The sequence below is a fragment of the Oleiagrimonas sp. C23AA genome, assembly GCF_011759385.1.
Taxonomy (GTDB): domain Bacteria; phylum Pseudomonadota; class Gammaproteobacteria; order Xanthomonadales; family Rhodanobacteraceae; genus Oleiagrimonas.
In genome coordinates this window covers 475,830-488,687 of sequence record NZ_JAARLY010000003.1, presented here as the reverse complement: position 1 = coordinate 488,687, position 12,858 = coordinate 475,830, and the positions used below count along the sequence as shown (strand labels likewise).

The window sequence follows — 12,858 nt, the reverse complement described above, 5'->3', positions numbered from 1 at the left end:
ATCATGCAACGCTTTCGTTCCCTACTCGCACTGGTTGTCGGCGGCTTGCTCGCAGCCCCTGCCCTGGCCGCGCCTGCACCATCGATGCCGGACCTCCTGACGATCCAGCATCAGTGGGCGCACATCAGCTACGAATTGCCCAAAAAGTCGCAAGGTGCCGCCTTCGCTTCGCTCGAGCAACAGGCTGCAGCGCTGGTCTCGCGTCAGCCGCACCAGGCGCCCCCCTTGATCTGGCAGGCCATCGTCTTGAGTTCCGACGCAGGCGCCACCGGCGGCCTGGGCGCCCTTTCCAAGGTCAAGCACGCCAAAAAACTGCTGGAGCAAGCCAAGCGCATCAATCCGAAGGCGCTGGATGGCTCCATCTACACCACGCTGGGCAGCCTGTACTACCAGGTCCCCGGCTGGCCGATCGGGTTCGGCAGCAATGACAAGGCGCGACAGTCATTGAAGAAAGCCCTTGAGATCGACCCCAACGGCATTGATCCCAACTACTTCTACGGCGACTTCCTGTTCCGCCAGGGCCATCCCCAACAGGCACTGATCTACCTGCACCGCGCCTTGAATGCGCCCGCTCGGCCGCAGCGCCTGCTCGCCGACAAGGGGCGCCGGGAGCAGATCCGCCAGCTGATCGCCAAGATTGGTCAATCGCACTGAGATCGCAGGGGAAAACCATGGATCTGAAGCATCAACGCATTCTTCTCACCGGCGCTGGTGGTGGCATCGGCAGCCAGCTGGTCGAACTTTTGGGACAACGCGGCGCCCGCCTCGGGCTGGTCAATCACGGCGCCATCGCCACACACAACCTGGTACAGCAGGTGGAGCAACTGAACATCGACGCCCGCGTCATGGAAGCGGACATCACCACCGATACCCAGCGCCTGGAGGTAGTGCAAAAGATGCTCCAGGCCTACGGCGGCGTCGACGTGCTGGTCAATCTGGCCGGGGCGATGGATTTCAGTTTCTTCAGCGACTCCCGGGCCGAGATGATTCCCAAGCTGCTGCGCCTGAATCTGGAGGCGCCAATGCAACTGGTGCACCACGTGCTGCCAGGCATGCTCGAACGCGGCAGCGGCCAGATAGTCAATATCGGTTCGATGTTCGGCAGCATCGGCTTCCCGGGCTTCGCGGCCTACTCGGCCAGCAAGTTCGGTTTGCGCGGCTTTTCACAGGCCCTGCGTCGAGAGCTCAATGGCAGCGGCATCGGCGTGACCTACGTATCGCCGCGCGGCGTACGAACGGCATTCAACCCCGCCGCGCTGCATCGCATGGCCGAGGAAGGCCTGATGCGCATGGACGATGCGCAGTGGGTGGCCGGGCAAATCGTCGCCGCACTGGAGGAGCAAAAGAACGAGGCTTACCTGGGCTTCCCCGAGAGTTTCTTCGCACGGGTCAACGGCGTGCTGCCCGGGCTGGTGGATCGCTCACTGAAGAAATCACTGCCTGTACTGGCGACATTCGCCAGGTCGCCCTCCTCCCACTGAGATCCGGGAGCGCACATGCGCAAAGTTCTGATCATCGCCTGCTTCACGCTGGGCAGCACTGGCGCGCTCGTGGCGCCAGCGCACGCATCGCACTGGTACGGGGTGGGCGTCATCAGTCACACATCGGTGCAAATGCATCGGCGTGGCCCGGACGCAACGCTGTCGGCGGATGGCGCCTCGGGCCTCAGCTCGAAAGATACCGGCTCCAACACGCTGAAATGGCGCCTGCAGCTGGGCTATCAGTTCAACCGTTATCTGTCCGTCGAGGGTGGCTACATCGATCTTGGCCATTCCACTTACCGTGCCATCTCGGAGCAGGGTCAGACGCGCGCCAAGTGGACGTCCGGCGGTCCCGACATCGCCGTGCTGGGGAACCTTCCAATCAACCCCGAACTCAGCCTGTTTGGCAAACTGGGCGCTATCGACACCCGCACGCGCATGCGCTGGAATCAGGCCAGCGATACGCTCGGCACCCTAAAGACACACAGCGGCCGCGGGATGCATGCATTCGCCGGCATCGGCATGGATTATCGCCTGTCGCCACGTTGGGGATTACGAGCCGAATACGAGCACTTCTCCGGCCTGGGCTCCCTGCACACGGCAAAGGCGTCGGCCAATGTGGTCTCTGCCGGCGTAACGCTTCATTTCTGATCAGCCCTACCGCGGGGGCGCGGGTCCTTTCACCGCGCCCCTGCATCCCACACCAGGCCCACCACGGTCAACCGGGCTTGGTCCACACCGGCACGGCCCGATTCAAACCAACTCACAACGTCAGTGTGTGGATCACTTGCGTCGGATCGTTAGGATCACTGCTGCGCTTGAAACCAAGGTAGGCGGCCAGTTCCTGCATGGCCTGATTGTCGGCCGCGTCGATCGAGTACATCTGTCGGAAACCGTGCCGACGCGCGGTATCGATCAAATGGCGCATCAGCACCACCGCCAGACCTCGATGACGCCAGTGATCGGCCACTGTGACCGCGCATTCGCAGCGGCTCTGGTCGGCTGCGGCACTGTATCGGCTTACGCCCACTTCCTTGAGGCGTCCATCCTCGTGAACCAGTGCGACGAAGGCCATGCGCTTGTCCAGGTCGATATCCATGAGCTGGGCGACCATGTCCGGACTGGCCTCCCGAAAGCTGCACATGAAACGGTAGCGTTTTGCATCCGGTGACAGCGTCCGCAGGAAATCCTCCTCGCGCTCGCGATCCTCGGGTCGCAACGGCCGGATCAGGACCACCGAACCGTCGCGCAAGTGATCGATCCAGTGGGTGCCTTCCAGCAGGGTCGGGGCGCCCGTGCTCGGTGCGGAACTCGTTCCGGTGGGTTGGCTGGCCATGGACGAACCTCATCGCTTGATGACACCTGATGTCGCCATTTGAGCGCGCCCGAAACGACCACGGCTTGATCAACATCAAGGTCTGGTGCCGTTTTGACAGACCTCAGGCCGTACCTCGCCGCGCCGGCCTCCATCGACGCACAACACGCACCAGCAGCGGCAGCAGCCCAAGCCAGACGATGATGGCCAGCACCGTGGCCAAGGCCGTTGTCATGGTCACGATATTGGGGGCGGCCAGACCCAGCAGCCGTCCCACGTCCGGAACGCCAAGCACCAGCCCCAGCAGGACAAGCATTGCTGACAGCATTCCCCATATCCATCGGTTGCCATGCGTGGCCCTGGCCCGACCGGTTCGCTGGTGACGCACCAGAACCAGCAGGAACAGGCAGGCCAGCAAGCCCACGAACATCACCACCCGTACTTCCTGCACGCCATATCCGTACCAGAACAGGCCTGCGCAGCTGCCCAGCACAATGACGGCAAGTCCGGCTCCCTGGATCAGCGCCAGGGCCAGTTTCATGGGCGAAAAAGGGGTTTCCTGCAACGCCCGTGGCGGCCGTCGCATCACGTCTTCAGCCGCGGGCTCGGCTTCGAAGACCAACGAGCAGGCCGGATCGATGACCAGCTCCAGCACCACGATGTGGGCCGGGAGCAACAACATCGGCCAGTGCACCAGAGCGGGCATCAACGCCACCGCGATGATCGGCGCATGCACGGCAAACACGTAGGCGGTGGCGTGGGTGATGTTGTCGTAGATGCGCCGTCCCTCACGGATGGCCCGCACGATGCTGGCAAAGCTGTCATCGAGCAGGACCAGCGCCGCCGCCTCCCTGGCCACATCGACACCACGCTCGCCCATGGCGATACCGATGTCGGCGGCCTTCAGTGCGGGTGCGTCGTTGACCCCGTCGCCGGTCATGGCCACCACTTCGCCCTCGCGCTGCAATAGGTGGACCAAACGCAATTTCTGCTCGGGGCGTAGTCGGGCGCATACGCCAACGCCGCGCAGGCGCTGTTGAAGGGTGACGTCATCAAACGTGTCCAGTTGCTCCCCGGTCAGCACTTGATCGGCTGCCGTCATGCCGATTTCTGCGGCGATCACCCGCGCGGTCACGGGATGGTCGCCAGTCAGCATCAATATCCGCACACCGGCCTGCCTGCACTCATCCACTGCCGCTGGCACATCCTCGCGTGGCGGGTCGCCGAAGCCGACAAACCCCAGCAGTCGATAGGCAAAGTGAAGCTGGCTTTCCGGCCAGCCAGGCTCCGACCACGAGGCCGCGGCTACACCAAGTACTCTTAATCCACGGGCCGCCAACGCCTCGGCCTGAGCCAGCGCAAGGGCGGCGTCCGACCGCTGCATATCGCATAGCCGGACCACGGCCTCCGGCGCCCCCTTGCAAGCCAGCATAAAGTCCCCGGACGCAGAGCGCCGAAACGCTCGCGTCATCGCCAGAACATCAGGCGATAGCGGGTACTCACGCACACACGCAGGCATCGCCGATGCACCCAGGGCGCCGGCGCGTTGGGCGACATAATCACGAACCGCCTGCTCCATGGGGTCAAACGACGACGACGGGGTCGCCAGCCAGAGCTGGTGCACCAGCTCGGCCACACGCTCGGAAAGCGTCTCTGCGTCTGCACCGACAGAGGCTTCGCCGGCCGCTGCCAGCGCCATTATGCGCATGCGGTTCTGGGTCAATGTGCCGGTCTTGTCCACCGCCAACACAGTGATCGCGCCCAACGCCTCGAGCGCAGCCATACGCCGGGTCAGGACTTTATGTCGGGCCATCCGCCAAGCGCCCATGGCGAGAAAAACGGTGAGAATCACCGGTATTTCCTCGGGAAGGATGGCCATGCTGAAGGCGACACCCGCCAGCACACTGTCCAACAGGCGCACGCCGTCCCACAACCAGTTCAACAACGTAACCGCCACCGCCAGCGACACAGCCACCACGGCAAGCACACGCACCAGCCGCGCGGACGCCCGCTGCAGGCCGGAGGGCATTTCGCGCGCGCAAGCCAGCCCCAGTCCAATCCGGCCCAGGGCCGTATTCACCCCGACGGCCTCCACCTCGGCCAATGCCCGGCCCTTGGTGACCACCGTGCCGGCGTACACCCGGCTCCTGCCATTTTGCGGCATATGCATCACCGCCACGGCTTCCCCCGTCAGCAGCGACTCATCGACCTCCAGCAAGCCCTCGCGCAGCACGGCATCGGCGGCAATGCGATCGCCCTCGCCAAGCACCAGCAAATCGCCCCGAACCACCTCGCGCGCCGGTATCCGCTGAGCCTTGGCATCGCGCATTACCAGCGCACGCGGTGCAGCCATGTCACGCAGCGCGTCCAGCGCCCGCTGGGTCTTGCGCTCCTGGGCCAGCGTGATGCCGATCACCACCACGACCGAGCCCAGCAGGAAGGCCGCTTCGGCGCGATCGCCCAGCAACAGATACAGACCGCCGGCTACCAGAAGCAGCAGGAACATTGGCTCCAGCAGCACCCTGACGATCAGCCGCCAAAACGAGCGCTCCCGGGTATCCGGCAGCGCATTGGGCCCCTCCCTGGCAAGGCGTCGGCGTGCCTCGCTGCTGTCCAGCCCCGCCGCGGATGTGGCGGATGGTGGCGCGGCAGGTGTTCGCCCTTCAGCGGCAGGTGTAGCCACCATCGATGACCAGCTCACTTCCAGTAACGAACTTGGCCTCGTTGCTGGCCAGATAAACCACGCCCCAGGCAATGTCGTCCGGCTCGCCCATGTGCCCCAGTGGGTGCAGCTCGGCCACCTGCCGGCGCTGTTCATCCAGGTTTCCACCGTGGCTGGACAGGTGGCTTTTTACCAATGGCGTCCAGATGAATCCCGGATGCACGGAATTGACGCGAATGCCGTCACGCGCATAGAGCAAGGCGTCGGTCTTGCTCATCAATCGAACCGCGCCCTTGGATGCGTGGTATGGCGGCAAGTCCGCTGCACCGACCAGCCCGTAGATCGAAGATAGGTTGATGATGCTACCGCCACCGGCCTTTCGCATCGGCGCGATGGCATGCTTGGTACAGAAGAAAACACCCTTCACGTTGACCGCCTGCACACTGTCCCAATCGCTTTCGGTCAGCTCGTGCGTCGGCTTGTCCGGCCCGGCAATGCCGGCATTGTTGACCAGGACGTCCAGCCGTCCAAATGCCTTCACGACTTGACCGAAAACCTTGCCCACCTCGGCCTCCGAGGTAACGTCGGCGTGGAAATAGCGTGTCGTATGACCTCGCTCGTTGAGCTGCTCGGCCAACGATTGTCCCACCTCGTCGGTGCGATCCAGGATCGCCACCTTGGCCCCCTCATCGGCCATGCGCTGCACGCACGCCGCACCAATGCCAACCGCGCCACCTGTGACGATGGCCACCTTGTCCTGCAACCTGTTCATGAGCGTAGGTCCGACAGTGAAACGGGCTGTCAGATTAGGCGCCGGCGGCACCGATGGAGCTTGATTTCGGTCAACAGATGCAAGGCTAGCGGCCGCGCGTCGAAGCCTCCCACGGCAACATGCTCACGCCTGGTGCTACCGCAAGGTGGCAAGTTCCGCCCTACCCCGCGCCGCAGTCGCCCAGCATGCGCGAATGCTTCAGCCAAGCAGGATCGGGGTAATAGGCGAACACCACCGACCGTTCCGAGATGGCATGGATCAGTTGGTGCGCCACGCCCTGGCGGACCGCCGGGCAGCCCCAGCTTCGCCCCAGCCGGCCTTCGCGGCGCGCGAATGCCTGGCTTACATATTTGGCGCCATGGATGACGATGGCGCGTTCCTCGGCGTGGTTGTTGAAGCGGCCATCCAGCCCCTTGAGCCGCAGCGAATAGCCATTGTGGCCCTGGTAGGTGCCGTCGGTAACAAAGGTGCCCAGGCTCGACATCAGGCTACCCGGCTTGTTGGAGAACCGTGTCGCGCGGTTGGCGCCGCTGTTTCGCCCATGTGCCACCCACTCACGAAACAGCAGTCGCGGCGTCGGCCCCAGCGCAAATACCCATAACCGACGCTTGGTCGAGGGCAATGAATAATCGATCACGCTCAGCGTATGTGCCGGCCGGCTGCGCCTGACGCACGCCAGCGCCTGGGTGGCCAGCGCCAGCACCTTCGGGTTGGCGCGTGGTGCCAGCTTGCTGAGCGACTGGGCCAGATGTGGGGGAACGGTGGGCGCCGCACCAAAGGCGGCAAGGGGAGCAAACAATAAAACGATAGCTATCAGGGGACGGGACCGCATGGCAAGCACATCGAAAAAGCACACGAAAACACAAGCTTGCCGCGCCGTCCATTAACAAAACGCTATCGGTGATGCGCGCCCTCCCACGCCTCGATCAGCGTGCCGTAGGGCTTGGCCTGCCCGCCACGGGCGGGCAGATCGGTCACTACCACCGTGGTGCCGGCAGTGATGCGTTGACGCAACTGGGCACCAAACGCATCGGGTATCTTCAACTCGCTGGCCAGCGTTTGCGGTGTCGGCGCTGCGCCCGTTCCCAGAATGCGATAGGACGACCACAGTCCGGCCGCATGGTTGTCATCGCCACCGGGCGCGGCACGTCGGACATAAAGCAACATGCCGCCGGCGCTGAAGCCTTTCGCCAGCGTCATTGGCGTGCTGGCAATCAACACGCCCGACTGCAATACATAGAACGCCCGATCATGGGTACTGGCCACCACACTGACCGGTCCACCATCGTCAGCCGGCCAGGGCCTCGCCGCAGAGCCATCATCGGGGGTGGCAGCCAGACCAAACGGGGCGACAGCCGCCGGATGGTTGACCTGCGGTGGCGCCACACGCTGGTCCGTCACTACCACCACCATGCCCCTCGTGCTGACCTCAAACAGATGCTCGGCAAAATCCTGCGGCAGCCGGATGCAGCCATGCGAAGCCGGATGGCCGGGAAGCACACCGGCATGCAGCGCGAGCCCGCCCCAGGTCAGCCGCTGCATGAACGGCATCGGCGCATCGTCATAAAGATTCGAATAATGCACGCGTGCCTTCTGCAAAATGGTGTACACACCGGTCGGTGTCTCGTAGCCGCGCCGCCCCGTGCTGACGTGGCTCTCGCCGATGGCCACGCCGTTTCGATACACGTACATGCGCTGCTCGTCCAGACTGACCAGCATCACCATCGGCCCCGCCGGTGCCAATTCCGGATGCCAGAACGACTGCCGGACCACGGCACCGTCTGCGGGCGAGAGCAACACAAAGATGAGCGCGGCCAACCACAGGGCATGCCCCGTGGTTCTATGCCTACGCGCCCCAGACATCTGCCGTCCCTTACACACCTTCGCCGCCCGCCTCATCGCTGAACTCAAGCCCATCTTGGCGCATGAGAGCGCCCATCAGCTGATCCAGGTCAAGATGCCGCTCAAGCGTGTTCCGTTACACCCGAGCACCTCGCGTCAGCATGAAAATCTAGCATCGGGGACCGTCCAATCTTCGGCCTGAGATGTCTATAGAAGCCGGGCACGTCCACCCCACTGGCCCAAGCCGTCCTCCGGACGGGGACAATCCCTGCAAATCTTTTGGCATGCGGCTAACCTCTGCCTTACGCATTAGGCAGTGGGGGCACCGCTTTGAAAACGTCATTTTTTCTGGCCATCACAGCGCTCGGCTTGAGCGCCAGCGCGGCGCATGCACAAAGCAGCCGGCCATGGATGGACAAGAGCAAGACCGCCGAGCAGCGCGCTACCGCGGTGGTCGCTGCCATGACCGAGAACGAAAAGCTGCGCCTGATCCTGGGCTACAGCGACCCGGACACGGCGGAAAAAGCCTCCGACCAAGCCGTGTCGCCCACGGCAAAGGCCGACCTGGCCGCTCACGCCATCAAGGGCGCGGCCGGCTATGTGCCCGGCGTGCCGCGGTTGGGTATCCCCGCGCAAACACAGACCGACGCCTCCATCGGCGTGCGCGTGGAAGGCATGGGCCGCACCGCCCTGCCCTCGTCCCTGGCTACCGCTGCTTCGTTCGACCCCGCCGTGCCCTATGCAGGCGGCGTGATGATTGCGCATGAAGCGCGCTTGTCCGGCTTCAACACGTTCCTGGCCGGTGGCGCCAACCTGGCGCGTGAGCCGCGCAACGGTCGCAACTTCGAATACGTGGGCGAAGACCCCTGGCTGGCCGGCCAAATGGCCGGCTCGCTGATCGCGGGCATCCAGTCCACGCACATGGTCTCGACCATGAAGCACTTCGCCATCAACGATCAGGAAAGCCAGCGCACCACGGTCGATGCCACCATTTCACCTGAGGCGGCACGCCAGTCGGACCTTTTGGCCTTCGAATTCGTCTACGAAAAAGGCCATCCCGGCTCGGTGATGTGCTCGTACAACCTGGTCAATGGCCGCTGGGCCTGCGAAAACGACTACCTGCTCAACAAGGTGCTCAAGCACGACTGGGGCTTCAAGGGCTACGTGATGTCCGACTGGGGCGCCGTGCATTCCACCGTCGACGCCGTCAATCACGGCCTTGACCAGATGACCGGCTGGCCGTGCTGCGGCGACGGCGTGGATTATTTCAGCCCTGCGCGCGTCAAGGCCGCGCTGGCCGCCGGCGACATCACGCAAAAGCGTATCGACGACATGGTCACGCGCATCCTGTGGCCGCTGTTCGCCGATGGCGTGATCGACCACCCGGTCAAGCCCGGCCCCATCAACTTCAAGGCCGATGCGAAAGTGTCGCAACACGCTGCCGAGCAATCGCTGACGCTGTTGAAGAACGACGCCATCCATGGCCGCACGCTGCTGCCTTTGACCGGCGTCACCCAGCTGGCGGTGATTGGCGGACATGCCGACAAAGGCGTGTTGTCCGGTGGTGGCTCCTCTGGTGTGCATCCGGTCGGCGGCAGTGCGCTGCCCGCGAGCAAGCACTGGCCAGGGTCGGCCATCTGGATGCCCTCCGCGCCGCTGGCCGCCCTCAAACACGCGCTGCCCAAGGCGCACATCAGTTTCAGCGCGGGTGACAGTGCAGATGCCGCCGCGGCAGCCGCCGCCAAAGCGCAGGTCGCCATTGTCTTCGTCACCGACTGGCGCGGCGAAGGCTCGGACAACACCTTGACGCTCAAGCATCACCAGGACGCGCTGGTCGACGCCGTGGTCAAGGCCAACCCGAACACCATCGTGGTGCTGGAAACCGGCGGCGCGGTGTTCATGCCGTGGCTGGACCATGTGCCGACTGTGCTGGAAGCGTGGTATCCGGGCATTCGCGGCGGCCAGGCCATCGCCAACGTGCTCACCGGCAAGGTGAACCCCAGCGGCCATTCGCCCATCAGCTTCCCCGCCTCGAAAGCGCAGTTCGCGCATGCCAACCTTCCCGGCTTCGGCAAGCCGTACAACACCGCGGTGCACATCACCTACGACGAAGGCGCGGCCATCGGCTACAAGTGGTACGACGTGAACGGTTACAAGCCCATGTTCGCCTTCGGCCACGGCCTGAGCTACACCAGCTTCGCCGTATCCAACGCCAAGGCCGACGCGGCCAACGACCTGATCACCATCACCGGCACGCTACGCAACACCGGCAAGCGTGACGGAAAAGGCGTGGCCATGGCCTTCGTCTCGCCCAGCGACTATCACGCCGTCGGCTGGGAAGCGCCCAAACGCCTGGCGGGCTTTGCCAAACTCGATTTAAAACCGGGCGCCAGCCACGCGCTCACGCTCAAAGTCGACCCTCGCCTGCTCGCCACCTGGGAAGCCGCCGACGACAGCTGGCACATCAAAGCCGGCACCTATCACGTTCTGCTGGGCCAAGCCTCCGATGACCTGCCCATCAGCGTGGACGTCACACTCAAAGACAAGACCTGGAGTGCGGATCATCAACAGTGACCACTGTTAACGTACATCCACGCTCGTTTTTGTGACTTTCCTGAGCGTGTGCGTTGCAACAGGCCCAGCCGAGGGCACTCACCTCAAACGGGTGCTGGCGTTGAAGTCAAGCCGATCTCAACACATCGTTTACGGGCGGCACGCCAAAACATTTTTTGTATTCTCGACTGAACTGCGAGGCGTTGGCATACCCCACGGCAAAGGCGACCGAAGTGACATTGCCGGCACCAGAGGCCAGTTGCTGGCGTGCATGGAACAAGCGGATATAGCGCTGATAGGCCAACGGCGCATGGCCAGTAACGGCTTTGAAGTGACGATGGAACGAGGTGACGCTCATTCCAACCCAGTCCGCCAGTTGGGCTATGCTCATCGGCTGGTTGGCGTGCGTCGCGATCCATTCGGCAGCCTTTCTGATTTGCCAGAAGCGCGCCCCATAGCCGCCCATCTCACGCAACTGGCTGCCCATTGGACCTTGCAAAAGGCGGTAGCAGAACTCCCGTTCGAACTGCGCCGCCAGCACCGCGATATCTGCCGGTGTATCCAGTAGGGCAAGCAGGCGAGCCAGTGCATCAAGCACCAGCGGCTCCGCCTGCATGATCGTGATGGTGTCCCGACGTCTGAGGGGCGGCTCGGACATGTCGATCAGCAAGCTGGAAATCACGCCGGCATCAAGCCGGACCGACAGTCCCACATAGGGCTTATCCACCGAAGCTTCGACCACTCGGCTGGAAAACGGCAAGCCGACAAGCGCCACGGCGCACATGCCCGGGTGGAAATCGTGCTCGCTGTCGGCGAAGGTGAGCCTCTTGCTGCCCTGCGCCAGCAGATAGAACGCGGGTTCGAACAGCCCGGGAATTGCCTGGCTGGGCCCATGCGCCGACCAGATCGAAAGACCTGGCACCAGCGTGCGTGCGTCACGCGTACCGGCATGTCGAGACGCAATACCAACCAATGATTCAAGCAATGAAGCGGGGGCACTCAAGATGATTCCATCCGTGCTGGCGGACGTTAGGCGTGGCTGATGAAGGACCCTGGCCGGCAACGCGGCGCCATGTGCACGAAACGGGGAAACCTCGCTGGCGCGGAACGATCCGGGCGCTGACGGCCTATCGGACACCAGTATAGCCGCGCCAGCCATGTGCCTTGGCACGAACTGCGCACGTGGCTTCCGCCGAGCGCGCAGCCAAGCAGCCATCCGGCACCGGGCGTGCAACAGCTGCCGGGCTAGGCAAACAGCCATCGAGTGGACGCCACGTTAGCCACTTGGCGCCAGATGCCCGGGCCCAGTCTGAAGCGACGCATTCATCTTGGATGAAACAGCGAGGATGGAAGGATCAGGCAAGCATTTGGGTCTGCAAGGAAGGCAGCACCCACGCCAACGACGGATAGTAACCACATTGGTTACCACAACGACGAGGTCCACATGTCCGATAAAGAAGTCGCGTTGATCACCGGCGCCAACAAAGGCATCGGTCTGGCCGTCGCGCGTCAGTTGGGTGTACTGGGCTACGCGGTTTGGCTCGGTTGCCGCGATGCCCAACGCGGTGCGGCCGCGGCTGCTGCTCTGCGCAAGGAGGGACTGGACGCACAATCGCTTGTGCTGGATGTCACCAATGCCGGTAGCGTGGAGGCAGCCAGAGCGAGTTTTCAGCAGGAGGCCGGCGCGCTGGACGTTCTGATCAACAATGCCGGCATCAGTATCGGCAGCGCTATGCGTGCCAGCGAAGAGCCCGTGGACGACATGCGCGCCATGTTCGAGGTCAATACCTTTGGCGCCATGCGGATGACCCAGGCTTTTCTGCCGCTGCTGCGCAAGGTCAAGGGATCACGCATCGTCATGGTCAGTAGCTCGCTTGGGTCGATCGCGGAAACCAGCGATCCGGCCGGTTTGTTCTGGGATGTCGGGTATCCCGGCTACAGCGCATCAAAGAGCGCCCTGAACATGCTGACCGTCAAGCTGGCCAAGGAATTGATGCCCGAGGGCATCAAGGTCAATGCCATCAACCCGGGGTACACCGCGACCGATCTCAATGGACACAACGGCTACCGCTCGGTGGAAGACGCCGCCAAAATCGTCGTGGAGCTGGCCAAGGCCAACCCGCTTGCTCCCACCGGTGGCTTTTTCCATGACGGCCACGCCACCCAGCACCGACACGCCTGGTAACCAACAGGCAAAGCGGGATCTGAGGCTCTCCCCCGCTTCACAATCGTG

Annotated in this window: 11 protein-coding genes; 5 read left to right on the top strand and 6 right to left on the bottom strand. The window is 63.5% G+C overall.

Annotated elements, in window-relative coordinates; translation table 11 throughout:
• Positions 1–3: 3 nt before the first annotated feature.
• Genes HBF24_RS17310 through HBF24_RS07775 form a run of 3 tightly spaced genes read left to right on the top strand, consistent with a single transcriptional unit; the run spans position 4 to position 2,132 of the window.
• On the top strand, positions 4–654 hold the full coding sequence (locus tag HBF24_RS17310) for a tetratricopeptide repeat protein (protein WP_167171319.1): 651 nt from the start codon (positions 4–6) through the stop codon (positions 652–654).
• A 17-nt stretch (positions 655–671) separates the two neighbouring features.
• Positions 672–1,481, top strand: coding sequence for an SDR family oxidoreductase (locus tag HBF24_RS07780; RefSeq protein ID WP_167171316.1), 810 nt, complete (start codon positions 672–674; stop codon positions 1,479–1,481).
• A 15-nt stretch (positions 1,482–1,496) separates the two neighbouring features.
• A complete protein-coding gene (locus HBF24_RS07775) occupies positions 1,497–2,132 on the top strand; it encodes an outer membrane beta-barrel protein (protein WP_167171313.1) in 636 nt (211 codons plus the stop codon).
• Between the two features lie 112 nt (positions 2,133–2,244).
• Here the strand turns inward: HBF24_RS07775 and HBF24_RS07770 are convergent, their stop codons facing one another.
• From HBF24_RS07770 to HBF24_RS07750, 5 genes are all read right to left on the bottom strand, one after another.
• Positions 2,245–2,817, bottom strand: a complete 573-nt coding sequence (locus HBF24_RS07770) for a GNAT family N-acetyltransferase (protein ID WP_167171310.1) — start codon at positions 2,815–2,817, stop codon at positions 2,245–2,247.
• Between the two features lie 103 nt (positions 2,818–2,920).
• A complete protein-coding gene (locus tag HBF24_RS07765) occupies positions 2,921–5,482 on the bottom strand; it encodes a cation-translocating P-type ATPase (protein WP_167171463.1) in 2,562 nt (853 codons plus the stop codon).
• The gene (locus HBF24_RS07760; RefSeq protein WP_167171307.1) at positions 5,460–6,230 is read right to left on the bottom strand and encodes a glucose 1-dehydrogenase; all 771 of its coding nucleotides are present in this window, start codon (positions 6,228–6,230) and stop codon (positions 5,460–5,462) included. Before HBF24_RS07760 ends, HBF24_RS07765 begins: the two co-directional genes overlap by 23 nt.
• A 160-nt stretch (positions 6,231–6,390) precedes the next feature.
• The gene (locus HBF24_RS07755; RefSeq protein ID WP_167171304.1) at positions 6,391–7,062 is read right to left on the bottom strand and encodes a murein L,D-transpeptidase catalytic domain family protein; all 672 of its coding nucleotides are present in this window, start codon (positions 7,060–7,062) and stop codon (positions 6,391–6,393) included.
• Between the two features lie 62 nt (positions 7,063–7,124).
• Positions 7,125–8,003 carry a L,D-transpeptidase family protein gene (locus HBF24_RS07750; protein ID WP_343162730.1) on the bottom strand — a complete coding sequence of 293 codons (879 nt, stop codon included), beginning with the start codon at positions 8,001–8,003 and terminating at the stop codon, positions 7,125–7,127.
• Between the two features lie 480 nt (positions 8,004–8,483).
• On the opposite strand from HBF24_RS07750, the gene HBF24_RS07745 reads away from it, so the two are divergent.
• Positions 8,484–10,646, top strand: coding sequence for a glycoside hydrolase family 3 C-terminal domain-containing protein (locus HBF24_RS07745; protein WP_167171299.1), 2,163 nt, complete (start codon positions 8,484–8,486; stop codon positions 10,644–10,646).
• Between the two features lie 106 nt (positions 10,647–10,752).
• Here HBF24_RS07745 and HBF24_RS07740 read toward each other — a convergent pair whose 3' ends face one another.
• On the bottom strand, positions 10,753–11,628 hold the full coding sequence (locus HBF24_RS07740; RefSeq protein ID WP_167171296.1) for an AraC family transcriptional regulator: 876 nt from the start codon (positions 11,626–11,628) through the stop codon (positions 10,753–10,755).
• 441 nt (positions 11,629–12,069) lie between these two features.
• On the opposite strand from HBF24_RS07740, the gene HBF24_RS07735 reads away from it, so the two are divergent.
• Positions 12,070–12,810: an SDR family oxidoreductase gene (locus HBF24_RS07735; RefSeq protein WP_167171293.1), complete on the top strand. Its 741-nt coding sequence runs from the start codon at positions 12,070–12,072 to the stop codon at positions 12,808–12,810.
• Positions 12,811–12,858 lie beyond the last annotated feature (48 nt).